The following is a 24,879-nucleotide window of genomic DNA, read 5'->3' on the forward strand; positions in this document are numbered from 1 at the left end:
TTGGATGGCCCTCGGGCTCCTCGCCGTCATTGCCGTCGCCGCCTGGGCATGGACCCGGTCCCTGCGACGTGACTGGTATCCGCCACACGTCATAGGCCTGACCGGGCTTGCGGTAATCGTGCTGTGCCTGTCCGTCGGATATTGTGGCGCCCGATACGACGCCACCCACATGGACCAAGGCGAACCGGACTAGCTATTGCGCCTCGCAACAGTCAGCAGATCCTCTGCGGGCAGCATGCCTTCAAGCAGCAGGTCCGCCCACTCGCACGCAATCTCCCGCCGGCGCGGCATAAATTCGGCGCGGTTGTAGGCACTCTCCACCTTGTTCTCGGGAACGTGCGCCAGCATGAGGTCGATCACGGCGCGATCGTCGGCAATCCCGGCGAGCTTGGCCCGCTCGTTCATGATCGTGGAGAAGGCCGCGCGCCAGCCATGCGGGACGTGCCTGCGGTGCCAGCCTGCCCGGTTGTAGAGGTAGCCGATCGCGTTCTCGGACAGAGGGATATGCGCATGACGCTGCCCGGGAAATACAAGCTCGGCGCGTCCGGTCAGGCGGCGGACGGCGTTAATGACGTCGACGGCTTGCGGCGCCAGCGGAACGACGTGGTCGAAAGCCTGCTCGTCCTTGCGGTCGAGAGTGAGCTTCATGCGCTCGGCCGGAATATGCCAGTACGGCTCCTCGCCTTCGAGATCCTTGAACTCCTCCCATCGCGCGCCGCGGACAACGCCAGGGCGAACCGCAGTCAAGGCCAGTAATCTCGATGCAAGCAACGTGACGGGCGAAGCGCCGGACTGCTCGCTCTTGGTCAGCAGGTCGCGCAACTCGGCAAGGTCGAGGACGGCGGGCTGCTTCTTGGCCTTCGGCTTCGGCAGCAGGGCGGCATTCAGATCCTTGGCGGGATTGTCGCGCGCGATGCGCTTGGACACCGCCAGCAGGAACACGCCGCTGATGCGTTGGCGAATCCGCTTGGCCGTCTCGATCGATCCGCGCTTCTCGATCTTGCGGAGCATGTCGAGCACGTCGTGCGCCTCGATGTCGTTGATCTGCCGCTTGCCCAGGGTGGGGAACACGTCGCGCTCGAGCGATCGGATCACGTCGGCCTGATGCACGTCGGTCCAACGGCCCTTGTTGAGCTCGTGCCATTCGCGCGCGACCGATTCGAACGAATGCGCCTCCTCCAATCTGGCGGCCTTGGCTTCGCGCTTCTTCTCTGCGCTTGGGTCGAGGCCTTCACGCAGCAGGCGGCGGGCTGCGTCTCGTGCATCGCGCGCGGCGGCGAGAGAGACGTCGGGATAAGGACCGAACGAGAGGAGCTTTTCCTTGCCCTCGAAGCGATACTTCATCTGCCAGAGCTTGCCGCCGGTCTTGCGCACGAGGAGGAATAAGCCCTTCTCGTCGGAGAGCTTGTAGTCGCGCTCGGCCTTGGCCGCCTTCTTGATCTTGGTGTCGGAGAGCATGCCTTACCCCCTTTTGGGGGTAAGGCAGATCACGTTACCCCAACATTACCCTTAGATGGGGGTCCATTGGTGGCACGCGATGGCACACCTAGCACGTCTCAATGAGACAAACCCCCAGTGATTGCTAGGGATTTTGGCATGGTATGGCATGGGGTGGCAAGGCCTATTGGCGGAGAGGGTGGGATTCGAACCCACGGTACGGTTGCCCGTACACCGCATTTCGAGTGCGGCGCATTCGACCACTCTGCCACCTCTCCATGGTGCCAATCTGGGTGCCGCAAGGGGCGTTCCCGGTCGAGGAAGCGCGCCGTTAGCGCATGCAAACCGGCTTGCCAAGTGGAAAGCGGAAAGCTTTTTCCACAGGAGGCCCTCGCGACGAACCTTTATTGGCAAGCGGCTTGTTTGCACCGCGGCGAAACCCTATATCCCGAGGCATGGATCGTGCGAGTTTCTTTTCGCCACAAGCCGGACGCGATATTTCGGCTCCCCCCGTCTCATCGGCGCGCTTTTCGATCGGTGACGTGGTGCGCCATCGCATGTTCGGCTTCCGCGGCGTCGTCTTCGATATCGACCCGGTCTTCGCCAACAGCGAGGAATGGTACCAGTCGATCCCCGAGGACATCCGTCCCCCGTGACCAGCCGTTCTATCACCTTCTCGCCGAGAACGACGAGAACAGCTATGTCGCCTATGTCAGCCAGCAGAACCTGCAGTCTGACGCCGAGGCCGGGCCGATCGACCACCCTTCGCTGGACGAGATGTTCGAAGGTTTCCGCAATGGCCGCTATCGGTTGAGGCGCAGCCTGTCGCACTGACGCGCAAGACTGACGCACAGGGGAGACCCCGCTCTCCCCTGTGGCGCGAGTGCGCTCGTCAGTTCTTGAGCTTCCAGCCGGACTTGAGCAGCCCGTATAGCATCGCGGCCAGCGCGATGTTCACCACGCCAAGGCCGATTGCGCCGTGCAGCACCGCCATGTTCGTATCGCCGATGTCGCTCTGCCCGAGAAAGCCGAAGCGGAACCCGAGATCACGTAGAAGATCGGGTTCAGCCGGCTCACGGCCTGGAACGCCGGGGCAAGGTTGTCGATCACGTAGAACGTGCCTGACAGCATCGACAGTGGCGTGATGACGAAGTTGGTGACGGCTGCGTTATGATCGAACTTCTCGGCCCAGATCGACGTCAGCACGCCGACGATGGCGAGCAGGATCGAACCCATCAATCCGAACCAGACGACCGCCCACGGATGCGCGATCTTGAGCGACACGCCCGGCCAGAGCAGCATTGCCCCGGCCACCGCAAGACCGACCAGAACCGCGCGCGTTACCGCAGCGCCGACCAGCGCCGCCATCAGCTCGCCGGTAGAGATCGGCGGCATCAGGTAGTCAACGATGGTGCCCTGGATCTTGCCGCCCAGAAGGCTGAAGCTGGAGTTGGCAAAGGCATTGTTGATCATGCCCATCGCGATCAGGCCCGGCGCGACGAAGCTCGCAAAGTTCACGCCAAGGACCATGCGCCCGCCATTGGCCCCGCCGCCGAGCGCCAGCGTGAATATCATCAGATAAAGCAGCGTGGTGACCGCCGGAGCCCAGATCGTCTGGGTCTGGACCTTGAAGAAACGGCGGACCTCCTTCATATAGAGAGTCCACAGCCCCAGCCTGTTGAAGCCGCGGAACACCGGTTGTCCGGGCGGGGCAAAGGTTCCGGCGTTGCGGGTTGTCGCCCCTTCACGGGGTAGCGGTTGATTGGCCATGGCCATCGCGGTATCGCGCTGGCACGCCGATGGCAAGCACGTGTCGGAACTTGCCGACCGGGCAGATTTTAACGGCCGGAGCATTCCGGCACGGAAGGAAACGTGAAGGCATGAGCTGGACCGAAGAGCGGATCGAGAAGCTGACCAAGATGTGGGAGGGCGGGTCAACCGCCAGCCAGATCGCCGATGAACTCGGTGGCGTCAGCCGCAATGCGGTGATCGGCAAGGCGCATCGCCTCGGGCTCAAGGCGCGCCCCTCCCCGGTCAAGGCCAACGACAAGACCGATGCGTCGGCGTCTCCGGCGGCGCCCAAGGTGGCCAAGCCCGCTGCTCCGGCTCCGGAACCCAAGGTCGCCGCGCCGCGCCCGGTCGTGGCAGCGGCACCGCCAGCGCCGGCACCGGCACCGCGCGCCGCTCCCGCACCGGCTCCTGAAGCAAAGCCTGCCAGCGATGCCGCACCTGCCGCTCCGCAGCCGCGAATCGTCTCGGTTGGCCCCGGCGGCTTCCTGCGTCAGGGTCCCGGCGATCAGCAGGCTCCCATTCCGCCCGCTCCGCCGCGTCGCCTGGTTCCGGCACGACCCAGCCCGGAAATCGCGGACAAGACCAGCCTGCTCGATCTCAACGATCGCATCTGCCGCTGGCCGATGGGCCACCCCGGTGAGCCGGACTTCCACTTCTGTGGCGACAAGGTGAATCCCGGTTTTCCCTATTGCGTCGAGCATTGCGGCCGCGCCTATCAGGCGCAGCTTCCGCGCGGCCATCGCCGGCCTCCGCCGCCGATGCCTTTCGGCGGTCCTCGCGTGCGCTGAAATCAGCCTCAGGACGAACACGTATTCCCGGAATTCTGCGGCGCCGCGTGGTTAATCCCACGCGGCGTTGGCCGTTCTGGGAATCATGACAAATGATCCTTCCTCGCGCGGGTCCCGGTCGCGCCTGCTCAGATGGCTCGGCCTTGCCGGCGATACGGAGTTTCAGGAGGATTCGCCGGACGTTACGAGTTTCGTGCGCGACGTGACGGCCAGGGAAATCTGGCTCCCGGCCAAGCGCCGGCTCCTGGCGAAAGTGGCTGACTTTCTGATCGATCACGATCTCGAAGTCATGCCGTGGACGCTGGAAATCGCCTACGACTGCGTCACCGGGGCCAAGCCCAAACTCGCCCAGATGATCCTCGAACGCACCGAGGCTGGGCAGGCCATCTCGATCGTGTGGCTCGAACAGGTCCTGCGCGAGGAAGAAGGCGAAAGCTCGTCCGAACTGCTTGCGGCCCTCATGGCGCGCCTTGAAGGCACGCTTGAGGAGTTCACCAGCGCCACAACACATGCCAGATCCGCGACCACCGAGTATGGCGCTGCCTTGCAGCAGCACGTCGACGATCTCGAACAGGTCGGTCGCGCCGGTGCGGTGATCACCGAGCTCGCGGCACTCGCCAAGGCGATGATGCAGCGTACGCGCGAGATCGAGCATAACCTCAGCGAATCCGAACGACGCGCAATGGAGCTGCAGAGCAATCTGGACGAGGCCCGCCGCGTGGCCGACGAGGACCACCTCACCGGCCTGCCCAACCGCCGCGCCTTCGAGGTGCTGTTCGAAAAGGAATACGCCGCGGCCAAGGAAGCAGGCGAACCGCTCTGCGTCGCCTTCTGCGACATCGACCACTTCAAGCGCATCAACGACAGCCACGGCCATGCTGCCGGTGACCGCGTGCTCAAGATCGTGGCCGAAACCCTCAGCCAGATTTCGGACGCGCGCTGCCACGTGGCGCGCCATGGCGGCGAGGAGTTTGCCGTCCTGTTCCGCGCCCTGACGCCGCAAAAGGCCTGGGATCGGCTCGACCACGCCCGCGAGACAATTTCCGAAAGACGCCTCGTCAACCGGGCGACCGACATGCCGTTCGGCAGGGTGACATTCTCGGGAGGCGTCGCCGACGTGTTTGCCTACAAGACGCGAAGCGATGCCCTGCGAGCAGCCGATGAGGCCCTCTATGCGGCAAAGCAATCGGGCCGGAACTGCATCCTGATGGCCGGCGAGACCCCACCGCCACTGCGCGATGCGGCCTAGCCCTTACCCTGAACTGCGGGACTTGCTGGTCTTTGGATCAGCCATATTGTGAATTCTGGCTGCGCTGGAATGCGAACCGCGGAACGCGGCCTTCAATCATGTTCCCCTTCAGCGCGATCCGCATTTCGTCTGCGCCTTCCTCGCGCGTACAGACCAGTCGCGTGCCGCCCGAAGGCAGGACTTCAAGCGCACTGATTGCGACGCCGGACTTTTCACAAAGTGCGCGGACGCGGGCTTCGTTCAGCGTGGTGTTCATGGCTCGGCTCATGCGGGTTACTCCGTTGCGAACACGCTGAATGGCGCGTCTTGTGTGCTTGATGGTGTCCAGGCGTCGGCAGCAGCCCGGTTTTTTATGCAGCTCACGCTGCAACCGGCATGACCGGCTCCGGGGCTTGCAAGTTTTCTGGTGATTTCGACGGCCTGGTCCCACTGCGTAAGCGGGAGCGCACAGGTCTCTCAGCCGGTGATGCCTACAATGGTCATCTCACCGATACCTTGCAGTGGACCCATGCCTGGACAATAGCAAACGCAAACTACCCTTGGTCGCTCCGGACGGCATGAGTCGCGATTGAGCACGTTCCTGCAAACGAAAAAGGCCCCACCTTGCGGTGGAGCCCCTTTCTGTCTGGCCTGCAGGCCGTTCCTCAGTCGTCAGACTTGAGGAACGCCGGCATGTGGTCCGGAGCCGGACTGTCTTCACGGTCACGACGCGGGCCACGATCACCGCGACCTTCACCGCCCTCGCGACGGGGGCCACGGTCGCCACGGCCACCACGGTCGTTGCCACGCGGGCCACGACGGTCGCCGCGATCGCCGCGATCACCGCGCGGTTCACGCGGTTCGCGGGGCGGACGGGTGTCTTCCAGCTCGCCACCGGTCTCCTGATCGACGACGCGCATCGACAGGCGAACCTTGCCGCGCTGGTCGATCTCGAGGACCTTGACGTAGACGTCCTGGCCTTCCTTCACCACGTCGGTCGGCTTTTCCACGCGCTCGTTCTTCATTTCCGAGACGTGGACGAGGCCGTCCTTGCCACCCATGAAGTTCACGAAAGCGCCGAAGTCGACGATGTTGACGACCTTGCCCTTGTAGATCTTGCCGACTTCCGCTTCCTCGACGATGCCGAGGATCCAGTTCTTCGCAGCTTCGATCTGGGTCAGGTCCGAGGACGAGATCTTGATCAGGCCTTCGTCGTCGATGTCGACCTTCGCGCCGGTGGTGGCGACGATTTCGCGGATCACCTTGCCGCCGGTGCCGATGACATCACGGATCTTCGACTTGTCGATCTGCAGCGTCTCGATGCGCGGAGCGTGGGCCGAAAGCTCGGTACGTGCCTCGCCCAGGGCCTTGGTCATTTCGCCGAGGATGTGCGCGCGGCCTTCCGAAGCCTGACGCAGCGCGACTTCGAAGATCTCGCGCGTGATGCCCGCGACCTTGATGTCCATCTGCATCGTGGTGATGCCTTCAGACGTGCCGGCCACCTTGAAGTCCATGTCGCCGAGGTGGTCCTCGTCGCCAAGGATGTCGGACAAAACGGCGAACTTGTCGCCTTCAAGGATGAGGCCCATGGCGATGCCCGAAACCGGACGCTTCACCGGAACGCCCGCGTCCATCATCGAAAGGCAGCCGCCGCAGACAGTTGCCATCGAGGACGAACCGTTCGACTCGGTGATGTCCGAGAGGATGCGGATCGTGTAGGGGAACTCTTCCTTGGTCGGCAGCACCGGGTGCAGCGCGCGCCATGCCAGCTTGCCATGGCCCACTTCACGACGGCCCGGAGCGCCGAAACGGCCAACTTCGCCAACCGAGTACGGCGGGAAGTTGTAGTGGAGCATGAAGTTTTCATAGCGCAGGCCTTCGAGGCCGTCGATCATCTGCTCGGCGTCCTTGGTGCCCAGCGTGGTCGTGCAGATCGCCTGCGTTTCACCGCGGGTGAACAGCGCCGAACCATGCGTACGCGGCAGGAAGCCGACGATCGCCTCGATCGGGCGGACCTGCGTGGTGGTGCGACCGTCGATGCGCTGGCCATCCTTGAGGATCGCGCCACGGACGATGTCGGCTTCCACCTTCTTCATCGTCTTCATCGCGACCATCTGGGTCTGCGCGCCTTCTTCCGCGAACGCAGCCTTCGCCTTGGCGCGGGCTTCGTTCAGGGCGTTCGAGCGGGCCGACTTGTCGGTCAGCTTGTAGGCAGCGGCAACGTCCTTGCCGACCAGGTCCTTGAGCTTCTTCTTGATGTCGGCAGTGTTGTCCGACAGGTCGATGTCCCAGGGGTCCTTGGCAGCCTTCTCGGCCAGCTGGATGATCGCACCGACGACCTTCTTGATCTCGTCATGCGCGAACAGCACGGCGCCGAGCATTTCGTCTTCGCTCAGTTCCTTGGCTTCCGATTCCACCATCATCACGGCAGTGTCGGTTGCAGCAACCACGAGGTCGAGGCGGCCGTCGGCAAGGGCCACGTCCTGCTTCGGGTTCAGCACGTATTCGCCATCGACGAAGCCGACGCGGGCAGCGCCGATCGGGCCCATGAACGGCACGCCCGAGATGGTCAGAGCAGCCGAAGCAGCGATCATCGCAACGATATCGGGCTCGGTCTCGCCGTCATAGCTCAGGACCTGGGCGATGACGTTGATTTCGTTGTAGAAACCTTCGGGGAACAGCGGGCGGACCGGACGGTCGATCAGGCGGGAAACCAGCGTTTCCTTTTCCGTCGCGCCGCGTTCGCGCTTGAAGAAGCCGCCGGGAATGCGCCCCGCAGCCGAATACTTTTCCTGGTAGTGGACGGTCAGCGGGAAGAAGTCCTGGCCTTCCTTGACCGACTTTGCCGCGGTGACCGCGCAAAGCACCACGGTTTCGCCATAGGTGGCGATGACCGCGCCGTCAGCCTGACGGGCAATGCGGCCGGTTTCGAGGGTGAGGGTCTTTCCGCCCCACTCCAGCGATACTGTCTTGACGTCGAACATTTCGTTTCCTTCAGCCCGCGCGCCCTATTGCGAGCGGGGTTTGCTGCCGGGGAATGCCGTCCCGGTCCGGTGTGGGGCCGTTTGTCTTGCCCCAGAGGCACCTCGCCGAATTGCGAGGACGCCTGTTGTTTGGTCGCATCGCGAAAAGCGAAAACCGGTTCCCACTTTTCGCGCGATACTCCCAGAAAGCAAAAGCGGCCCGCTTGGGGCCGCTCCGCTGGTTACTTGCGAAGACCGAGCTTCTGGATCAGGTCGTTGTAGCGACCCACGTCCTTCTTCTTCAGGTAGTCGAGAAGCGAGCGACGCTTGTTGACCATCATCAGCAGGCCGCGACGCGAGTGGTTGTCCTTGTGGTTGGACTTGAAGTGCTCGGTCAGCGTCTGGATGCGGCTGGTCAGGATCGCGACCTGGACTTCCGGCGAACCGGTGTCACCCTCGGCGCGAGCGTGAGCTGCAATGACTTCCTGCTTCTTTTCTGCGGTAATCGACATGTATTCTACTCCGCGACATCCTGTAAGTTGAAGCCCCGCTGGACCTTCAGGCTTCCGCCCGAAAGCTCCACCAGCGCGACCGGCACAGATCCGGCCTTCGCCCAGTAAAGCCCGTCCTCGAAGGGCAATCCCGCCAGAACGCGGCCCTGTCGGACCGCCCTTGCCTGCTCGGGATCGAGGGAGAGAGCCGGGATGTCGACCAGCCCTGCCTCCAGCGGCAAGAGTATGTGTTCAAGGGGCGCGCCTTTACCCACATCGTTCAATTTGTCCAGCGAAATCGCTTGAGCAATGTCGAACGGCCCAGCCTTCAGGCGGCGCAACATGGTCACGTGACCCACGGTGCCAAGCGCGCGAGCGATGTCTCGGGCCAGGCTGCGGATGTACGTTCCTTTGGATACATGGGCAGTCAGGGTCAGTTCTTCAACCCGGCCAGCGCCCGCAACAGGATCTGCCTGTAGCGAGAAGATCGTCACATCGCGCGATCTGAGTTCAAATGCCTCACCCTTGCGCGCAAGGTCATAGGCCCGTTCACCATCAACCATCAGCGCCGAATAGGCTGGCGGCACTTGCGCGATAGGCCCGGTAAAGCGCGGCAGGACTGCCTCGATCTCTGCCCATGAGGGCCGGACATCGCTTGTCGCCACGACCTTCCCCTCAAGATCGAGTGTGTCAGTCTCCTCCCCGAAACGGACCGTGAAAGCATATATCTTGCTGGCATCGAGCATCCGCCCGCACAGCTTGGTCGCCTCGCCAATGGCAATCGGCAACACACCTGTCGCCAGCGGATCGAGCGTGCCGCCGTGTCCGACCTTGCACTTGCCGAAGCCTGCAGCCCGCAAGTTGCGCTTCACCGCCGCCACGCCCTGCGTCGAGCCAAGCTCAAGCGGCTTGTCGAGTATGATCCAGCCATCGACCATGATCAGATTGGCTCAGGCCCGGCCACCAGCATGGCAAGATTGGCAAGCTGCTGGCCCATCCAGTCCACCGGCGGCCCGATCAGCCGCTGGACCAGATGCAGGTCCGGCCAGAAGTACGGCAGGATCACGAGGAAGGCGAAGACCACCAGCAACCCATAGGGCTCCAACCGACCATAGACCCGCGCCAGCGGTGCTGGCAGCACGCCCATCACGATGCGCGAGCCATCGAATGGCGGGATCGGCAGCAGGTTGAACGCGCCGAGGAAGAGGTTCACGATCAGGAAGTTGCGCAGGTTGTCCGAAACGAACAGCGCGCCCAGCCCCGGTTCGCCCATGGAATCGGTCGCCCGCACCAGCAGGCCGAGCGCAATCGCCGTCAGGAACGCCAGCACGAAGTTCGTCACCGGCCCCGCCGCTGCGACCAGCACCATCCCCAGCGCGGGTTGCGCAAACGGCGGAAGTCCACCGGCACGGGCTTGGCCCAGCCGAACACGGGCGCACCGCTCAGCTTCAGCAGCCCCGGCAGGATGATCGTTCCGAACGGATCGACATGGCGCAGCGGGTTGAGGCTCAGCCGCTTCTGCTCGGCCGCCGTAGGATCGCCCAAGGCACGCGCCACCCAGCCATGCGCCACTTCGTGGAACACGATCGCCAGGATCATCGGGATTGCAATCGTGGCAATCTGCCAGACCAGACTTTCGGGGTTCATGCTTTGTCGCTCATCCAGTCATCGCGCAGGATCGAGAACAGCACGGTATTGCGCACCCGCCCCGTCCAGGTGCGGCGCTCATGCCGCATCACGCCTTCCTGCACTCCGCCAACCTTCCTGACCGCAGCCTGACTGCGCAAGTTGATCGCATCCACCTTGAACGCCACGCGCTCCAGCCCGCAGGCGAAGGCATGGTCGATCATCAGCCGCTTGAGCCGTCCGTTGAGGCCGGTGCCGCGAACCGACGGCACGATATAGCTGTTGCCGACCTCGATCGACCAACCCGGCGCGCCATGTTCGATCCACGCCGTCATGCCGACCAGCACCTCGCCCGAAAAGACAGCATAGGGCCGACGCTGCGGCGCGGAGTTCAGCAGACTGTCGAACTGCGGATCAAACGCCTCGCCGCCATAACTGAACGGGTAGATTGTCCAGATCTCGTCATCCTGCGCACAGGCCTGTCGCAGCCCCTCGCGATGATCCTCGCGCAGAAGTTCGAGCCGCAGGTCGCCCTCGGCCAGCGGCACGTAGAGTCCGTCCCCGCTCATGAACCCATCGCCTCCGAGAAGTGCCGCCGGCACAGTGCAACATAACGGTCGTTCCCGCCGATCTCGGTCTGCGCCCCTGCCCGCACCGCCGCGCCGCTTTCATCCACGCGCAGATTCATCGTCGCCTTGCGCCCGCAGTGGCACACCGCCTTCAGCTCCACCAGCGAGTCCGCGATGCCGAGCAATGCTGCCGCGCCCTCGAACAACTCCCCCTGAAAATCGGTGCGCAGGCCATAGCAAAGCACGGGTATGCCCGCCTCGTCGGCAATCCGCGCCAGTTGCCAGACTTGGGCCTTGGACAGGAATTGCGCCTCGTCCACCAGCACGCACGACAGCGGCTGTACCACATGGGCAGCTTTCACCGCCGTCCACAGATCGGTAGCGTGCCCGAAACGATGCGCCTCGGCATGAAGGCCGATGCGGCTTTCGATGGCTCGGTCGCCGCCCCGGTCATCGAGCTCCGCAGTCCACAGCATCGTCGCCATCCCCCGCTCGCGGTAGTTGAAGTCCGCTTGCAGAAGGTTGGTCGATTTGCCGGCGTTCATGCTGGCGTAGTAGAAATAGAGCTTGGCCATTGCGCACAGCCATAAGCCGGACGTTCCGGATTGCCAGAGGGATCGCCAACCAATGCGCAGGAAAACTCGGCAGACAATCGGCGCGCTGACCCTCGCCGCCTCAATCCTTACGCTGGGCGGCAATACACCGCCTCAGAAGTTGCGCTATCGCATCGACGCCCAGCACAGCGACGTCCACGCCCGTGTCGGCTTTTTCGGCATCGCCAGCAAGACCGCCCGCTTTCCGGCCATCAGCGGCGGCATCGAACTCGACCCCGCGCATCTGGAAAGCGTGAAGCTCGATGTCACGCTTGATGCAACCGCGCTCGAAGCCGGGGATTCCGTCACGCTCAAGCGCCTCAAGGGCCCGGACTTTTTCGATGTAGAGCATCACCCGCAGGTGCGCTTCGTCGGGCGCTCCATGATGATGACCGGCCCGGTGACCGCCGTGGTCAGTGGCGATCTCACAGCCAAAGGCGTCACTCGCCCAACCACGCTCGATGTCAGCTTCACCGCGCCGCCCACCAAAGCCACCGGCCGCGAGGCCATCCGCCTGTCAGGCCGGGCAAAGATCGACCGCACAGCGTTCGGCATGACCGCCTACCGCCTGATCGTCGCCAAGAACGTTACCATCAGCATCGATACGCAGATGGTGCCGACTTAATCCTCGAGGTCGCGCAGAACCTTGGGATCGGACAGCAACTGCTCGATCCGGCTTGCCTCGTCAAAGCTCTCGTCCGGCAGAAACTTGAGCTTGGCGGCGTACTTCAGCCGCAACCGCTGCGCCACTTCGCGCTGGAAATACGCCGTATTGGTCCGAAGCGCTTTGAGGACGACTTCCTCGTCCTTGCCCAGTAAGGCCTTCACGAACACCGTGGCGTGACGCAGATCGGGCGACATGCGCACTTCCGTAACCGAAACGGAGTGCGCGGAAAGCACGTCGTCATGCACTTCCTGCCGCGTCAGCAGCTCCGACAGGATATGGCGCACCTGCTCCCCCACCTTGAGCAGGCGGACGGAACGGGTTTCGGGGTGGTCTGAAACTTGGCCAATTCTAACTCATCTTCGAAAGGATGCGCGCGATCGAGCGCACGTTGCGGGCGGTGCCCCGGCAACCGAGACGGCGCTCGATAAAGGCGCTCGTCAGCTTGCTTTCGGCAACGCTGCTTACAAAATCGATATAGATGCTGCGCTCGCCAATTGCCAGTTTCTCAAGTCCGCGCATGGCCTGGTCCGCTGCCAGCTTGTCGAAAGCGACCTGATCGGGCTGGCGTTCGAGGAACAGGGTGTGGACCAGATTGTCCTTGCCGATGCCGGTAAAGGGATTGCCCTCCACCGCCTGCGCCATCGCCGCCCGGTCACGCACGGCGACGAAGCTCCTGATGTCGAACCGGTCGAGCATGACATGCGCGAACAAGTCCTCCAGACCATCAAGCGGACGCTCGTCATAATCGAACAGCAGGTTGCCACTGGCGACCACCGTCTCCAGCCCGGTCAGCCCTTCCCGCTCGAACGCCCAGCGCAGATCCGCCATCGTCACGCGATTGCCGCCGACGTTGATCGATCCGAACAGGGCAACATAGCGGGTCATGGTAGATGGCCGTTCTTGCAATTCGGGGCAGATGTGTTATACAAGGAAGATCACGACGGTTGAAATCTTCAGTTTCACCATCCCGGAGCCCGGACGCTGCTACGTTCGGGCTCTTTTCGTATCAGGGGTGCTGCTGCTACAGCACCCCTCACTGGCTTTACTTGCGGCCAAGCTCGATGAGCTTGATCACCAGTCCGACGAGCCCCACGATCAACGTGGCCACGCCAAGAACCAGAATCACGACTGTATCTATCTTCAAAAACATCACCTTCCCTTCTGTCGCCAGTAGCGACCTCGGAAAGACGTTCTTGGGACAAGTCCAGTGTGACTCTAGTCCTCTGCGGCAAAGCTGTTGACCAGCGAGACTGCCGCCGAAATGGCAGGACGCCCCGCCGCCCCTGAAGGCGGAGGGAGCATCCCCTTACATCATCAAAGCGTGCGGTCGCGCATCTCGACTTCGAAGACTTCCAGCTGATCGCCAGCCTTGATGTCGTTCGTGTCCTGCAGCAGCACGCCGCATTCCAGGCCTGCGCGGACTTCGGCAACGTCGTCCTTGAAGCGGCGCAGCGAGGCGATGGTCGTGCGGCTGACGATGACGTCGTTGCGCGTGAGGCGCGCATGCAGCCCCTTGCGGATGACGCCCTCGACCACGAGGAGCCCTGCTGCCTTGTCCTTCTTGCCCGCCGGGAAGACTTCCTTGACCTCGGCACGGCCCACGACCGTTTCGATCGCCTCCGGACCCAGCTCGCCCGCCATTTCCGAACGGATGTCGTCGGTCAGCTGATAGATCACGTCGAAGTACTTCATCCGCACCTTGTTGCGCTCGATCAGCTCGCGCGCCTTGGCGTTCGGACGAACGTTGAAGCCCACGATCGGCGCACCGCTGGCCTGTGCCAGGTTGACGTCGCCTTCGGTGATCGCACCAACGCCGGATTGCAGGATGCGCACCTTGATCTCGTCGGTCGAGATCTTGTTGAGCGCATTGACGATCGCTTCGACCGACCCTTGCACGTCGGCACGGACCACCAGCGGGTACTCGATGACCGTGTTCTTCGCGGCGAGCGCGGAGAACATGTTCTCGAGGCTGGCAGGCGCCTGCACGGTGCGCTTGGCGGTCGCGCGTTCCTGACGGTACGCGGCCACTTCGCGGGCCCGGGCCTCGCTTTCCACCACGGTCAGCGTGTCGCCGGCCATCGGCACGCCGCCGATGCCGAGCACTTCGACCGGCAGCGACGGCCCCGCCGCCTTCACCTGACGACCCTTGTCGTCGAGCATCGCGCGGACGCGGCCCGACTGGGTGCCGACCACGAGGATGTCACCCACCTTGAGCGTGCCGCGATTGACCAGCACTGTCGCCAGCGGACCCTTGCCCTTGTCGAGCTTGGCCTCGATCACAGTGGCTTCCGCCGCGCGATCCGGGTTTGCCTTAAGTTCAAGCAGTTCGGCCTGAAGCAGGATCTTCTCGATCAGTTCGTCAAGGCCGGCACCCGACTTGGCCGAGACTTCCACGTCCTGCACGTCGCCCGACATCGCCTCGACGATGATCTCGTGCTCGAGCAGGCGCTCGCGGATCTTTTGCGGATTGAACTCGGGCTTGTCGGACTTGGTGATCGCCACGATCATCGGCACGCCGGCCGCCTTGGTGTGGTTGATCGCCTCGATCGTCTGCGGCATCAGCCCGTCGTCACCGGCAACAACCAGAATGACGATGTCAGTGACGTTCGCACCGCGCATGCGCATTTCGGTGAAGGCTTCGTGGCCCGGGGTGTCGAGGAAGGTGATGAACTCGCCACCCTTGGTCTTGATCTGGTAGGCACCGATGTGCTGCGTGATGCCACCGGCCTCGCCGCGCACCACGTCGGTCCCGCGCAGCGCATCGAGCAGCGAGGTCTTGCCGTGGTCGACGTGGCCCATGATCGTCACCACCGGAGGACGCGGCTGCAATGTGTCCTCGGCGTCGACGTCAGCCGCGGTATCGATGTCGGCATCGCTGTCGCTCACGCGCTGGATGTTGTGACCGAATTCGGTGACCAGCAGTTCGGCGGTGTCCTGGTCGATGGTCTGGTTGATGGTGACCATCATGCCCATCTTGAACAGTGCCTTGACCAGGTCCGCAGCCTTCTCGGCCATGCGGTTTGCCAGCTCCTGCACCGTGATCGCATCAGGCACGACCACATCGCGAACCTGCTTCTCGCGCGGCTGTGACTGGCCGGCGAAGTGCGCACGACGTTCCTTTTCACGCGCACGCTTGAGCGCGGCGAGCGAACGGGCGCGTGCGCCTTCGTCCTCGTTCAGTGCGCGCGTGACGGTCAGCTTGCCGCCACGGCGGTCTTCGGTCTTGCGATCGCGCGGGTTGGCGGCGGGCTTCTTCGGAGCAGGCTCGGGCCGCTTGACCGGAACCGGCGAGGCAACCGGCGTGAACCGGCGCGGTGCCGGGATTACCGGTGCGGCTTCCTCCGCCTTCGGCTCAGCAGCCTTGGCTTCGACCGGAGCGGGCGCGGCTTCCGGCTGCTTGGCCACTTCAGGCGTCGCGACTGGCGCAGGCGCGGGTGCAGGCGCAGTTTCGGGCTCAGGGGTCGGCTCTGCCACAGGTTCGGGCGCGGGCGCGGCTTCGGCCTTGGCCTTTTCCTCGGCGCGGCGACGCTCTTCCTCGATCGCCTTGAGCTTCTCTTCCTGCTCGCGGCGGTTCGCAGCTTCGAGCGCGGCGAGGCGGGCTTCCTCGGCTTCGCGCAGCAGGCGGGCCTGCATTTCCTGGCGGGTTTCGCGGCTGGCCGAGGGCGGCGGAGGCGGCGGCGGCGGCGGTGGCGGCGGCGCTACCGGCGCAGCAGCAGGTGCCGGTGCAGCAGGCGCAGCAACAGGAGCGGCCTCGCCGGGCCGGCCCATCAGCTTGCGCCGCTTCACTTCGACCACCACCTTGTTGGTGCGACCATGGCTGAAGGTCTGCTTGACCTCTCCCGCCTCCACCGAGGTCTTCAGACCCAGCGGCCTACGGCCCAGTGTCGGCTTCTTGTCGCTATCGCTCATCGAACTCATTCGCCCTTCGTATCAATATCGTCGTTCGCCACCGCACCCGTCCCGGATTCGGTGGCTTCAGTCTCGTTTCCGAGAAAATGTATCAGGCGCTGCAGCGGCGCTTGCAGCCTTGCGGCGGCAGCGGGGTCGGTCAGCGCGACGTGAACGACGTTGTCGCGGCCCAATGCCACAGACAGCGCCGCTCGGTCCAGCGGCAAGATCACACCTTTCATCCCCGAACCTTCGGCGCCTTCGCCCACCCGCCAGGCTTGCGCCAGCTTGTTGGGTCCATCGGTGCCGGCGTCCGAGGCATGGCCGAGGAACGTCACCGCCCCTGCCCTGCAGCCTTGCGCAATCTTCTCCGTGCCCAGCAGCACATTGCCCGCCCGCAGCTCGATGCCGAGCCGGTCGGTCACCAGACGACGGAGCGCCTGTTCGATGCGGGATGGCAGATCGGTCGGGATGGACAGCGACGCACCTTTGAAGGCACGCGCCAGCGCTCCCTTAAGTTTGCCATTGGCAACAGCTTTTTCAAGGGCTTGCCGGTCCACGCCGATCCAGGCGCCGCGCCCGGGGGCACGCGCCATCACGTCGGGCAGCACGTCGCCGTCGGGCGAGATGGCAAGACGCGTCAATTCATCCCGCGCATCATGGCGCCCGGTCAGCACGCACTTGCGCTCCGGCGAGGCCTTCCCCGCCGGTGCAGTGCCGGAGATGTCGGAGCTTAGCGGCTCATTGTGAGGAATCCGCATCGGCGGCCTCCTCAACAGACGGTTCGTCTTCGAACCAGTGGGCGCGCGCGGCCATGATGATCTCGTTGCCCTGCTCTTCGCTGAGGCCATACTCGCCCAGCACGCCACCCTTGTCCTCGACGCGTTCGGGGCGATCGCTCTTTTCGCGCGGCCCCTTGTCGTTGCGACGGCGCTGCTCGGCGCGCTTCTTGGCAATGAGCTCGTCGGTGGCAAGGTCGGCCAGATCGTCGAGGGTCTTGATGCCGGCCTTGCCGAGCGTGACGAGCATCGCTTCGGTCAGGTGCGGCAGTTCGGCCAGCGCATCTTCGACGCCAAGGCCACGGCGCTGTTCGCGCAGGGCTTCCTCGCGGCGCTCGATCGCCTCGGCAGCGCGGCTCTGGAGTTCTTCCGCCAGCTCTTCGTCGAAGCCTTCGATCGTCGCCAGTTCGCTGGTCTCGATGTAGGCGACTTCTTCCAGCTCGGTGAAGCCTTCGGCCACCAGCAGCTGCGACAGCGTCTCGTCGACGTCGAGTTCTTCCTCGAACATCTTCGAACGCTCGGCAAATTCCTTCTGGCGCTTCTCCGAAGCTTCCGCCTCGGTCATGATGTCGATCGCCGAACCGGTCAGCGACGAGGCCAGGCGCACGTTCTGGCCGCGACGGCCGATAGCGAGCGACAGCTGGTCATCGGGCACGACGACTTCGATGCGGCTCTCTTCCTCGTCGATCACCACGCGGCTGACCGTAGCGGGCTGCAGCGCGTTGACCACGAAGGTTGCGGTGTCCTCGCTCCAGGGAATGATGTCGATCTTTTCGCCCTGCAGTTCCTGCACGACGGCCTGGACGCGGCTACCCTTCATGCCGACGCAGGCGCCGACCGGGTCAATGCTCGAATCGCGACTGATCACGCCGATCTTGGCGCGCGAGCCCGGATCGCGGGCAGCGGCCTTGATCTCGATGATGCCGTCGTAGATCTCGGGCACTTCCTGCGCGAAGAGCTTCTTCATGAACTCTGGGTGCGCGCGGCTGAGGAAGATCTGCGGCCCGCGGTTCTGGCGCTCGACCTTCATGATCAGCGCACGGACACGCTCGCCCACGCGCGGCACTTCGCGCGGGATCTGCTGGTCGCGGCGGATCACGCCCTCGGCGCGGCCGAGGTTGACGATGACGTGGCCGAATTCGACCGACTTGATCACGCCGGTGATCACTTCGCCGGCGCGGTCCTTGAACTCGTCGTACTGGCGGTCACGCTCGGCATCGCGGACCTTCTGGAAGATCACCTGCTTGGCCGACTGCGCGTCGATGCGGCCGAGGTCCACCGGCGGCAGCGGATCGACGATGAAATCGCCGATGGCCGCGCCCGGCTGCAGCTTCTCGGCAGCCTTCAGGTCAACCTGCTTGAAGTAGTCCTCGACCACCTCGACCACTTCCACCACGCGCCACAGGCGCAGGTCGCCGGTGCGCGGATCGAGCTTCGCGCGGATGTCGTTCTCGGCGCCATAACGGTTGCGCGCCGACTTCTGGATTGCCTCTTCCATCGCCTCGATGACGACCGACTTGTCGATCATCTTCTCGGTGGCGACCGCGTTGGCGATCGCAAGCAGTTCGGCGCGGTTGGCGGAAATCGCACTGGCCATGGGTCAGTCTTCCTGTTCTTCGAGAATTTCGTCCGCACCGCTGGTGTCCAGCGGCCGGGAAGCGGCGATAAGTTTGTCCGTCAGGATCAGCTTGGCATTGGCGACGAGAGCAAACGGCACCTCGAACACCACGCCATCGTCCTCGATCGAGATGGTCTGAGTTTCAGCATCGAAGCCCGTGAGATCGCCGCGGAAACGCTTGCGCTCCCCAGCAACTCGGAAAGCTCGATGCGAGCCTCCTGCCCGACCCACGCGGCAAAGTCCTTGGGCCGGGTCAACGGACGGTCGATCCCCGGCGAGGAAACCTCGAGCCGGTAGGCATCTTCCAGCAGCACTTCGCCCGCCTCTTCCAGTTCGTCGAACCGGTCAGAGATGCGATTCGAAAGCGCCGCACAGTCCTCGATCACCAGCTGGCCGGTCTCTGGACGCTCGGCCATGACCTGGAGCGTATGCTCCTCGTCACCGATCTCGCCGCCCTTGAAATAGCGCACGCGCACGAGATCGAAGCCCAGGGCCTTGGCCTCCGGTTCGATAACTTCCGCAATCCGCGCGATATCCGCCATGCAATCTCCAATGAGCCGAACAGCGAAAGCGGGATCGTGCCGGTGCCCGGTGGCACCAGCCTGACCTTGCTTTCACAATGTCGGGATGAGGCGCAGATAAGCCCGGTCGAGCAAAAAAGCAAGCCGCAATACGGGGCCGGACTGGGCGCGAATGGCGAGGGGATTCCGCCTCGCCAATTAGTGGCGAATTTCACCACTGTTCAGCAAAACGAAAGAAAGTGCTTCGTCGCTTGCGGCAGCGAAATCGCAGAAATCCGCCATTCCTTCAGTTTGGCACGCCCCATGCAAAGCTGTTTGCATAAGCCACAACGGCTTCACCAGTTACCATGAGGACAAGATCATGACCGCCCTGACCAACCGCATCGCCGCAGCCGCCACCGCTTTCGCGCTCAGCCTCGCGCTGATCGCCGGCACTGTCCACACCCCCGTCAACACAACTTCGGCGCCCGCCGCCATGCAGGAGATGATCTGATGAGCCAGCTTCGCTTCGACGACTCGGCACCCCGCCCGATTGAAAGCTCACGCGGCTTCCGCCTCGACAAGGTCCACGGCAAGATCATGGGCGTCTGCTCGGGGATCGCCAACTACTTCAATGTCGACGTCACGCTGGTCCGCGTCGCCTTCGCGCTCGGCACCCTGCTCGGCTTCGGCTCGGCGGTGCTGGTCTACCTGCTGATTGGCCTGATTGCCGATTAAGCGCAACGCTCTCTTGCGGGTCCTTTCCATCCCGCCCGCAAGCCGCCCCGTCTCTCCTGCCCCCCGGAGAGGCGGGGCTTTTGCGTCAGCGTCGCTTGAGAACCTTGGAATACCTCCCATTTCCCGTCATCCCGGCGAAGGCCGGGATCCATGACGCAAGTCGCGAATGCAACAGCGCGAATGGGCCCCGGCCTCCGCCGGGGCGACGATGATGTATGCGTCTGGAGCCGAGCCTAAATCTGCGGCGCCTTCGCGAACGGCGAAAAGTCGGTGTCCGTATCATAGACATCCGCCCCCTCGCGCGCCTTGAGCCAGCCGACCACGGCATAAGTCACCGGCGTCAGTACGGCTTCCCATACCACCTTCATCAGCCAGTTGGTCACCATCACGGTGAGGACCGAGTCTGTGGACCAGTCACCAAGAAACGCGATCGGATAAAACAGCAGGCTGTCCACCGCCTGCCCGAACACGGTCGAGCCAATGGTGCGAGTCCAAAGGTGCTTGCCGCCGGTGATGACCTTCATCCTTGCAAGGACGAACGAGTTCACAAATTCACCAGCCCAGAACGCGATCAGCGATGCTGCGACGATCCGCCAAGTACTCCCGAAGACGGACTGATAGGTTGTTTGGCAAACAGCACCTTTTGAAGTGCTCGCGACCAATTGGGCAAACTGGGGATCCTCGCTGGATGCGCATTCCCAAGCGACATCGAAGGGCATCTTAACCACCACGAAGCTCATGAACGCCATGAACACCAGCGCGAAAAAGCCCATCCACACGCAGCGCCGCGCATTGGCATAGCCATAGACCTCGGTCAGCACGTCGCCGATCACGTAGGACACCGGGAAGAACAGGATGCCCGCGCCAAACGTGAACCCGCCGACCTGTGCCAGCTTGGCCGCACCGATCAGGTTCGACAGCAGCAGGATCGCCACGAACGCGGCCATGACATAGTCGAAGTAGCGGAAATGGCGGCGCGCGCTGGTGGAGCCGTCGATTCTCGAAATCTGGGGATCGCTCATGGACGCATCTGCTAACGCGGTTTGCAGGATCCGCAAAGCATGCTTAAGGGGCATTGCGTGCGCGCCCGTAGCTCATCTGGATAGAGCGCGAGACTTCTAATCTTGAGGCAGCAGGTTCGAGTCCTGCCGGGCGCGCCACTTCCGAACAAAAGAGAGAACGCCTTCCGCTGAATCGTCGGATGCGGCGCTAGCCGTTCTCGCCAGCACGGACTTTGAGCCGCAAATCACGATACGGCCATCGTTCACGACGACTTCGTCGAGCAAGAGCCTTGCGTACGCCTGGCGCAGTTCAGGCTCTCCCCGGTGCACTTGCTTGCTCAGCAACATGCCCAGCCTTCTGACCTTTTCAGGTGTGATGGTCGGGTCGGCGCTGGCAAGGCGCTGTGACCGCGCTGTGATCTCTGCCGCCAGTTCATCGCGGCGGAACCGAAGCGCGATCATGCGTTCCCGAAGAGCCGGATCACTCGCGAAGCGGGTTGGCTTTGCCGACAGATTTGACCGATGCCGAGTGGGCCATTTTTGAGCCCCTTCTTCCTCCACCAGCGAGAACGGGCCGACCTCGGAAGTGGGAAATGCGCCGGATTGCCGAGGCGATCTTCTATCTGCTCCGGGGTGGGCTGCCATGGCGAAGGCTGCTGCCTTGCTTTCCTCCGGTCTCAACAGTGCGCCGTTGGTTCAACCTCTGGCGCGATACGGGATTGGAGATCGGAACCGCATATCGCCGTAGAGGTGACACGGATGATCGCGTCGCGCGGATTGATGATCTCGGGATCGTCGACGGTGTCGACACGGACGTCCTGCGTGCCGTGAAAGGTCAATGCGCGCATCATGCGTTCTCCGCTGGAGTGGAAGCTTCGTGCTGTTCCTCGCACGCCTGCCTTGCAGCGCAGGTCTGGTCCTTGCGTCTTGCTGATGTCGCTATCTCTCCTGCTTCCATCAGCATCTTGAACCGGCGCAGGTCGCGACGCGCCTGAATTTCAGGCTCCCGTCCCTGCATCTTGGCGAACAGTCGCCCCAGTTCACCGGCGGGTGGTTTGTAGGCGATGCGCACACTGACCCGCGTTCCCCGCTCGCCCGGCGCATCCTCGAACGTGACGCGCCCTTCGGTATCGATTTCCGACCCCTCAACCGAGCGCCACGCGATCAGTTCGCCCGGTTCCTCGCGCGCGATCACCGTTTCGATCGCGACGCTCCGTCCTGCGGGCGCGCGGATCGTCCAGACATTGTGCCCGTCCTCGCCGACCGGACGCACATCCTCGACGTTCTCCATGAACCGGGCGAGATTTGCAAAGTCGCGCCAGAACGCGAACAATTCCTCGCGCGGACGGTCAATGGTCACGCTGCGGCCGCTCACCGCATAGCTGCCGAAGGAACGCCGCGCGGCATATCCCGGCGCAGAGTCTCCGCTCACGTCACGAGGACGACGTCTTGCCCCGAGCACCAGCCCGATGCCTGCAGCGATCGCCGTCGTCATGGCCACAGCCGCCAATGCCTGGCGGCCCGAGGGTGGTTCGTGCCTGTTCATCCTTGTTCTCCTTGCTTTTCGGCCGATGTATCGTGCTGGTTGAGGCGACCCATGTACGTGGATGCGAGCAGGCTTCTGCCGCGCAGATAAACGCCCCCCTGTTCAGCCAGCCGATGCAACACGCGGTTCACGTGGACGGGCGTCAGCCCGACGATGTCGGCAATCTCGCGCTGGGTCAGCGGGATCACGACCTTGTCCTCATCACTGCCCAGCCTGTCGCGCAGGTCGGCCAGAAGCTCCACGATGCGTTCGGTGGCATTCTTGCGGCCAAGGCGGGTAATCCATTGCGCCTGCCGGTCCAACGTCTGGACCATTTCGCGAAGGACATTCCTGACACCGCCCTCGCCAGGGCCGTCGATCTCGCCAAGCGGTATCGGCCGCGCCGTCAGACGGGTCAGGGCCATTACCGGCAACCGGGCTTGACCAGACAGGAGCCAGTGCGGCTCGCAATAGTCCCCTGGCAGGTAGAGCGCCGTGATCTGGCGCCGACCGTCGCGCAGCAACGCGTAGCGGCACGCCCACCCATCCTTGATGCAGTATATGCAGTCAGATCGGTCCCCGCCCCGGGCAAGATGTTCGTATCGCCTGAACTGTCTCCAAGGCGCTTCCGATATTCGCCTGTGCATGGGCTGGCATCCGATCGTGCTGCACCCGCTCACAACGTCATGAACGACTGATGCAGGACTAACCCATTCAGTTAGAGAGGTTTTCCGCGTTTGAGGCGTACCGTGGACAGCGCGCGCCGATCTGCTCGCCGCAAGTGTGGCCCATGCGGCAGCCTTTGAATCAACCAGGTTAGCGCCGAGGATCGATCGGGTTGGGTAAGGCCTTTTCCCGAAGCGATCCGGCGCTGCAGCCGGGCATAGAGAGAGGAGGCCATCCCATGGCATCACAGGCTGGCGCCAAGCCAAACGAAGAGGCCGCAGGACAGACGGCGACGACCAGATCGGGCAGTTCACCCATGCACGACGAAGAGGCGCGCGGTGACACCAATGCCCAAAGATCAACCAACACCGCTGCCGACGCCAATGTCGGCCCCAATGCTGGCCCAAATGCTGGCCCAAATGCTGGCCCAAATGCTGGCAAGGCTACGGAGCGGCAGGCCCGCAAGGCGCCCGGCAAGCAAGGCGCAGCCAAGGCTGTTGCGCAAAAGACTGGGGCAGGAAAGGCAAACGACCCGGATCGAAGTGCGATTGCAAGCCTCAAGGCAGACCATCGCAAGGCCGAACAGCTCTTCGCCCGCTTCGAGAAGGCTGGCGACGAGGAAAAGCAGACGCTCATCGAGGAGGTCTGCAAGGCGCTGACCCTGCACACGATGCTGGAAGAGGAAATCTTCTACCCGGCGTGTCGGGACAGTCTCGAAGAGGACGATCCGCTGAACGAGGCGCAGGTCGAGCATGACAGTGCCAAGCTGCTCATCGCCGATCTCATGAACCTGCGTGAGGACGATCCCTTCCGGGATGCCAAGGTCAAGGTGCTGGCCGAACAGGTCAAGCACCACGTCGGGGAGGAAGAGAGCGGCAAGGACAGCATCTTTGCCAAAGCCCAGGCGCAAGGGGTGGACACACCTGAACTGGCGCAGCGGCTGAAGCGACGCCGAGCCGAGCTCGAACAGCGCGATCGTCTCCCCGGTGGAGAGCCGGTCGCGATCAACCTTCAATCAATGGAAAACCAAAGAGAGGAATACGAAATGGCCAGTTATCAACAGCGCGGGCAGGAACGCGATGATCAGGGTCGCTTTGCCAGAGGCGGTTCAGGAGGTCGCGACGGCCGGAACGGTTCCGACGATGACCGCGGTTCTCGCCGCGACGGCGGCTCGGGCCGCGAACGCGACGAGGATGGACGCTTTACCAGCTCGCGCAACGGCGGCGGATCGGACCGGGGCCGCAACGATGACGACCGCGACTATGGGCGCGGCGACGGACGCAACGGTGGCGGACGTAACGGTGGCGGACGCGGTGATGACGACGGGCGCGGCTGGTACGGGGATTCCCGTGGCCACTCCGAAGCAGCCCGCCGTGGCTGGGAGGATCGCGGTTCCTCGCGCTCGTCGCGCGATGACGACGATGACCGTCGCGGTTATTCCTCGCGCGGCACCAGCCGTGACGATGACGACGATCGCGGCGGACGGCGCCAGGGCGGCAATGGCCGTGGAAATGGTGGCGGCAACGACGGGCGCGGCTGGTATGGCGATTCCCGTGGTCATTCCGAGGCCGCGCGCCGGGGCTGGGACAACCCCGATCACGGCGACAGCGGCTGGTACGGGGATTCGCGCGGCCATTCCGAAGCGGCACGCCGCGGCTGGGACAATCCCGATCACGGACGCAGCGGCTGGTTCGGCGATTCCGAAGGACACTCCGAAGCGGCGCGCAGGGGTTGGGAAGATCGCGGATCGGGGCGCTCGTCGCGTGGCCGTGACGACGATGACCGCGGCTCTTCCCGTTCCTATCGCGGGCGGGACGATGACGACGATGATCGCGGTCGCGGCAGGAGCGGCGGCCACGGCGGCTGGTTCGGGGATTCCCGTGGGCATTCCGAAGCCGCTCGCCGGGGTTGGGACAACCGGAACTGACCTCTGAGCTTGAACGGACAGTGTCGGGGGGCCGGGCGCACAAGCCCGGCCCCTACCACTCTGCCCGCCATCACTCCGAACAAT

23 protein-coding genes, 2 tRNA genes and 6 pseudogenes are annotated in these 24,879 nt (G+C 63.7%); 11 read left to right on the top strand and 20 right to left on the bottom strand.

The features are described from left to right. Nucleotides 1-4: 4 nt before the first annotated feature. Entirely contained in the window at nt 5-193 is a 189-nt protein-coding gene (locus C7W88_RS00190) for a hypothetical protein (RefSeq protein WP_118072068.1), read from the top strand. Here the strand turns inward: C7W88_RS00190 and C7W88_RS00195 are convergent. Continuing rightward, nucleotides 190-1,458 (bottom strand): integrase arm-type DNA-binding domain-containing protein, encoded by a 1,269-nt coding sequence (locus C7W88_RS00195; protein ID WP_118072069.1) that lies wholly within the window; start codon nt 1,456-1,458, stop codon nt 190-192. The two genes, C7W88_RS00190 and C7W88_RS00195, sit on opposite strands and share 4 nt — an antisense overlap. A 167-nt stretch (nt 1,459-1,625) precedes the next feature. Further along, nucleotides 1,626-1,715, bottom strand: a tRNA-Ser gene (locus tag C7W88_RS00200). Between the two features lie 177 nt (nt 1,716-1,892). Here C7W88_RS00200 and hspQ point away from each other — a divergent pair. Next, nucleotides 1,893-2,271: pseudogene (gene hspQ / locus C7W88_RS00205) on the top strand (heat shock protein HspQ). Nucleotides 2,272-2,329: 58 nt separating this feature from the next. Here the strand turns inward: hspQ and C7W88_RS00210 are convergent. Next, nucleotides 2,330-3,207 (bottom strand): annotated as a pseudogene (locus tag C7W88_RS00210) (ABC transporter permease). Between the two features lie 110 nt (nt 3,208-3,317). Between C7W88_RS00210 and C7W88_RS00215 the strand changes: the two are divergent. After that, nucleotides 3,318-4,016: a GcrA family cell cycle regulator gene (locus tag C7W88_RS00215; RefSeq protein WP_118072070.1), complete on the top strand. Its 699-nt coding sequence runs from the start codon at nt 3,318-3,320 to the stop codon at nt 4,014-4,016. 85 nt (nt 4,017-4,101) lie between these two features. Then, nucleotides 4,102-5,265, top strand: coding sequence for a diguanylate cyclase (locus C7W88_RS00220; RefSeq protein WP_118074480.1), 1,164 nt, complete (start codon nt 4,102-4,104; stop codon nt 5,263-5,265). A 37-nt stretch (nt 5,266-5,302) separates the two neighbouring features. On the opposite strand, the gene C7W88_RS00225 is transcribed toward C7W88_RS00220, so the two are convergent. The 7 genes and pseudogenes from C7W88_RS00225 to C7W88_RS00255 form a co-directional block, all read right to left on the bottom strand. Further along, complete coding sequence (locus tag C7W88_RS00225; protein WP_118072071.1) at nt 5,303-5,533, bottom strand: hypothetical protein; 231 nt, start codon at nt 5,531-5,533, stop codon at nt 5,303-5,305. 376 nt (nt 5,534-5,909) lie between these two features. Beyond that, the gene (gene pnp / locus C7W88_RS00230; protein WP_118072072.1) at nt 5,910-8,228 is read right to left on the bottom strand and encodes a polyribonucleotide nucleotidyltransferase; all 2,319 of its coding nucleotides are present in this window, start codon (nt 8,226-8,228) and stop codon (nt 5,910-5,912) included. A 221-nt stretch (nt 8,229-8,449) separates the two neighbouring features. Then, nucleotides 8,450-8,719, bottom strand: a complete 270-nt coding sequence (gene rpsO / locus C7W88_RS00235) for a 30S ribosomal protein S15 (protein WP_039337765.1) — start codon at nt 8,717-8,719, stop codon at nt 8,450-8,452. Between the two features lie 5 nt (nt 8,720-8,724). Then, complete coding sequence (gene truB, locus C7W88_RS00240; RefSeq protein WP_118072073.1) at nt 8,725-9,636, bottom strand: tRNA pseudouridine(55) synthase TruB; 912 nt, start codon at nt 9,634-9,636, stop codon at nt 8,725-8,727. Between the two features lie 2 nt (nt 9,637-9,638). Next, nucleotides 9,639-10,345 (bottom strand): annotated as a pseudogene (locus C7W88_RS00245) (site-2 protease family protein). After that, nucleotides 10,342-10,893, bottom strand: a complete 552-nt coding sequence (locus C7W88_RS00250; protein ID WP_118072074.1) for a GNAT family N-acetyltransferase — start codon at nt 10,891-10,893, stop codon at nt 10,342-10,344. Before C7W88_RS00250 ends, C7W88_RS00245 begins: the two are co-directional and overlap by 4 nt. Further along, entirely contained in the window at nt 10,890-11,468 is a 579-nt protein-coding gene (locus C7W88_RS00255) for a thymidine kinase (protein WP_118072075.1), read from the bottom strand. The genes C7W88_RS00250 and C7W88_RS00255 overlap by 4 nt, the downstream gene beginning before the upstream one ends. A 52-nt stretch (nt 11,469-11,520) precedes the next feature. On the opposite strand from C7W88_RS00255, the gene C7W88_RS00260 reads away from it, so the two are divergent. After that, the gene (locus C7W88_RS00260) at nt 11,521-12,111 is read left to right on the top strand and encodes a YceI family protein (protein ID WP_118072076.1); all 591 of its coding nucleotides are present in this window, start codon (nt 11,521-11,523) and stop codon (nt 12,109-12,111) included. Here the strand turns inward: C7W88_RS00260 and rbfA are convergent. The 6 genes and pseudogenes from rbfA to rimP all read right to left on the bottom strand — a co-directional run bounded on the left by rbfA (nt 12,108) and on the right by rimP (nt 18,980). Further along, on the bottom strand, nt 12,108-12,500 hold the full coding sequence (gene rbfA, locus C7W88_RS00265; protein WP_118072077.1) for a 30S ribosome-binding factor RbfA: 393 nt from the start codon (nt 12,498-12,500) through the stop codon (nt 12,108-12,110). The genes C7W88_RS00260 and rbfA overlap by 4 nt on opposite strands. 1 nt (nt 12,501) lies before the next feature. Further along, nucleotides 12,502-13,038, bottom strand: a complete 537-nt coding sequence (locus tag C7W88_RS00270) for a DUF1697 domain-containing protein (protein ID WP_118072078.1) — start codon at nt 13,036-13,038, stop codon at nt 12,502-12,504. Nucleotides 13,039-13,467: 429 nt separating this feature from the next. Further along, entirely contained in the window at nt 13,468-16,062 is a 2,595-nt protein-coding gene (infB, locus tag C7W88_RS00275; RefSeq protein WP_205525282.1) for a translation initiation factor IF-2, read from the bottom strand. A 5-nt stretch (nt 16,063-16,067) separates the two neighbouring features. Then, nucleotides 16,068-16,802, bottom strand: coding sequence for a DUF448 domain-containing protein (locus C7W88_RS00280; protein ID WP_118072080.1), 735 nt, complete (start codon nt 16,800-16,802; stop codon nt 16,068-16,070). Continuing rightward, the gene (gene nusA, locus C7W88_RS00285; RefSeq protein WP_118072081.1) at nt 16,783-18,417 is read right to left on the bottom strand and encodes a transcription termination factor NusA; all 1,635 of its coding nucleotides are present in this window, start codon (nt 18,415-18,417) and stop codon (nt 16,783-16,785) included. The genes C7W88_RS00280 and nusA overlap by 20 nt, the downstream gene beginning before the upstream one ends. Nucleotides 18,418-18,420: 3 nt before the next feature. After that, nucleotides 18,421-18,980 (bottom strand): annotated as a pseudogene (gene rimP, locus C7W88_RS00290) (ribosome maturation protein RimP). A 42-nt stretch (nt 18,981-19,022) separates the two neighbouring features. Here rimP and C7W88_RS22405 point away from each other — a divergent pair. The 3 genes from C7W88_RS22405 to C7W88_RS00295 are packed head-to-tail and all read left to right on the top strand — an operon-like array spanning nt 19,023 to nt 19,676. Next, the gene (locus tag C7W88_RS22405; RefSeq protein WP_162895841.1) at nt 19,023-19,310 is read left to right on the top strand and encodes a hypothetical protein; all 288 of its coding nucleotides are present in this window, start codon (nt 19,023-19,025) and stop codon (nt 19,308-19,310) included. 10 nt (nt 19,311-19,320) lie between these two features. Continuing rightward, nucleotides 19,321-19,452: a hypothetical protein gene (locus C7W88_RS24275; RefSeq protein WP_255418790.1), complete on the top strand. Its 132-nt coding sequence runs from the start codon at nt 19,321-19,323 to the stop codon at nt 19,450-19,452. Then, nucleotides 19,452-19,676, top strand: a complete 225-nt coding sequence (locus C7W88_RS00295; protein ID WP_118072082.1) for a PspC domain-containing protein — start codon at nt 19,452-19,454, stop codon at nt 19,674-19,676. Before C7W88_RS24275 ends, C7W88_RS00295 begins: the two co-directional genes overlap by 1 nt. A gap of 233 nt (nt 19,677-19,909) precedes the next feature. Here C7W88_RS00295 and C7W88_RS00300 read toward each other — a convergent pair whose 3' ends face one another. Beyond that, nucleotides 19,910-20,698 (bottom strand): queuosine precursor transporter, encoded by a 789-nt coding sequence (locus C7W88_RS00300; protein ID WP_118072083.1) that lies wholly within the window; start codon nt 20,696-20,698, stop codon nt 19,910-19,912. A gap of 61 nt (nt 20,699-20,759) precedes the next feature. Between C7W88_RS00300 and C7W88_RS00305 the strand changes: the two genes are divergently transcribed. Together C7W88_RS00305 and C7W88_RS00310 are read left to right on the top strand one after the other, a co-directional pair. Beyond that, nucleotides 20,760-20,836: transfer RNA gene (locus C7W88_RS00305), tRNA-Arg, on the top strand. A gap of 263 nt (nt 20,837-21,099) precedes the next feature. Further along, nucleotides 21,100-21,399 (top strand): annotated as a pseudogene (locus tag C7W88_RS00310) (transposase); the annotation flags it as partial. Here C7W88_RS00310 and C7W88_RS00315 read toward each other — a convergent pair. The 3 genes and pseudogenes from C7W88_RS00315 to C7W88_RS00325 form a co-directional block, all read right to left on the bottom strand. Next, a pseudogene (locus C7W88_RS00315) lies at nt 21,400-21,525 on the bottom strand (glutathione-dependent formaldehyde dehydrogenase); the annotation flags it as partial. Then, complete coding sequence (locus tag C7W88_RS00320) at nt 21,525-22,223, bottom strand: SRPBCC family protein (protein WP_240344734.1); 699 nt, start codon at nt 22,221-22,223, stop codon at nt 21,525-21,527. The gene C7W88_RS00320 and the pseudogene C7W88_RS00315, both read right to left, overlap by 1 nt. Next, the gene (locus tag C7W88_RS00325; protein ID WP_118072084.1) at nt 22,220-23,113 is read right to left on the bottom strand and encodes a Crp/Fnr family transcriptional regulator; all 894 of its coding nucleotides are present in this window, start codon (nt 23,111-23,113) and stop codon (nt 22,220-22,222) included. The genes C7W88_RS00320 and C7W88_RS00325 overlap by 4 nt, the downstream gene beginning before the upstream one ends. Between C7W88_RS00325 and C7W88_RS00330 the strand changes: the two genes are divergently transcribed. Continuing rightward, nucleotides 23,107-24,795, top strand: coding sequence for a hemerythrin domain-containing protein (locus C7W88_RS00330; RefSeq protein ID WP_118072085.1), 1,689 nt, complete (start codon nt 23,107-23,109; stop codon nt 24,793-24,795). The genes C7W88_RS00325 and C7W88_RS00330 overlap by 7 nt on opposite strands. Nucleotides 24,796-24,879 lie beyond the last annotated feature (84 nt).

The sequence above is a fragment of the Novosphingobium sp. THN1 genome (genome assembly GCF_003454795.1).
Classification (GTDB): domain Bacteria; phylum Pseudomonadota; class Alphaproteobacteria; order Sphingomonadales; family Sphingomonadaceae; genus Novosphingobium.

Bases quoted from the DNA above. Each gene is read 5' to 3' on its own strand.
- C7W88_RS00190 (WP_118072068.1), top strand. From the start codon at position 5: ATGGCCCTCGGGCTCCTCGCCGTCATTGCCGTCGCCGCCTGGGCATGG.
- C7W88_RS00195 (WP_118072069.1), bottom strand. From the start codon at position 1,458: ATGCTCTCCGACACCAAGATCAAGAAGGCGGCCAAGGCCGAGCGCGAC.
- C7W88_RS00215 (WP_118072070.1), top strand. From the start codon at position 3,318: ATGAGCTGGACCGAAGAGCGGATCGAGAAGCTGACCAAGATGTGGGAG.
- C7W88_RS00220 (WP_118074480.1), top strand. From the start codon at position 4,102: ATGACAAATGATCCTTCCTCGCGCGGGTCCCGGTCGCGCCTGCTCAGA.
- C7W88_RS00225 (WP_118072071.1), bottom strand. From the start codon at position 5,533: ATGAGCCGAGCCATGAACACCACGCTGAACGAAGCCCGCGTCCGCGCA.
- pnp (WP_118072072.1), bottom strand. From the start codon at position 8,228: ATGTTCGACGTCAAGACAGTATCGCTGGAGTGGGGCGGAAAGACCCTC.
- rpsO (WP_039337765.1), bottom strand. From the start codon at position 8,719: ATGTCGATTACCGCAGAAAAGAAGCAGGAAGTCATTGCAGCTCACGCT.
- truB (WP_118072073.1), bottom strand. From the start codon at position 9,636: ATGGTCGATGGCTGGATCATACTCGACAAGCCGCTTGAGCTTGGCTCG.
- C7W88_RS00250 (WP_118072074.1), bottom strand. From the start codon at position 10,893: ATGAGCGGGGACGGACTCTACGTGCCGCTGGCCGAGGGCGACCTGCGG.
- C7W88_RS00255 (WP_118072075.1), bottom strand. From the start codon at position 11,468: ATGGCCAAGCTCTATTTCTACTACGCCAGCATGAACGCCGGCAAATCG.
- C7W88_RS00260 (WP_118072076.1), top strand. From the start codon at position 11,521: ATGCGCAGGAAAACTCGGCAGACAATCGGCGCGCTGACCCTCGCCGCC.
- C7W88_RS00270 (WP_118072078.1), bottom strand. From the start codon at position 13,038: ATGACCCGCTATGTTGCCCTGTTCGGATCGATCAACGTCGGCGGCAAT.
- infB (WP_205525282.1), bottom strand. From the start codon at position 16,062: ATGAGCGATAGCGACAAGAAGCCGACACTGGGCCGTAGGCCGCTGGGT.
- C7W88_RS00280 (WP_118072080.1), bottom strand. From the start codon at position 16,802: ATGCGGATTCCTCACAATGAGCCGCTAAGCTCCGACATCTCCGGCACT.
- nusA (WP_118072081.1), bottom strand. From the start codon at position 18,417: ATGGCCAGTGCGATTTCCGCCAACCGCGCCGAACTGCTTGCGATCGCC.
- C7W88_RS24275 (WP_255418790.1), top strand. From the start codon at position 19,321: ATGACCGCCCTGACCAACCGCATCGCCGCAGCCGCCACCGCTTTCGCG.
- C7W88_RS00295 (WP_118072082.1), top strand. From the start codon at position 19,452: ATGAGCCAGCTTCGCTTCGACGACTCGGCACCCCGCCCGATTGAAAGC.
- C7W88_RS00300 (WP_118072083.1), bottom strand. From the start codon at position 20,698: ATGAGCGATCCCCAGATTTCGAGAATCGACGGCTCCACCAGCGCGCGC.
- C7W88_RS00320 (WP_240344734.1), bottom strand. From the start codon at position 22,223: ATGAACAGGCACGAACCACCCTCGGGCCGCCAGGCATTGGCGGCTGTG.
- C7W88_RS00330 (WP_118072085.1), top strand. From the start codon at position 23,107: ATGGCATCACAGGCTGGCGCCAAGCCAAACGAAGAGGCCGCAGGACAG.
- C7W88_RS00325 (WP_118072084.1), bottom strand. From the start codon at position 23,113: ATGCCATGGGATGGCCTCCTCTCTCTATGCCCGGCTGCAGCGCCGGAT.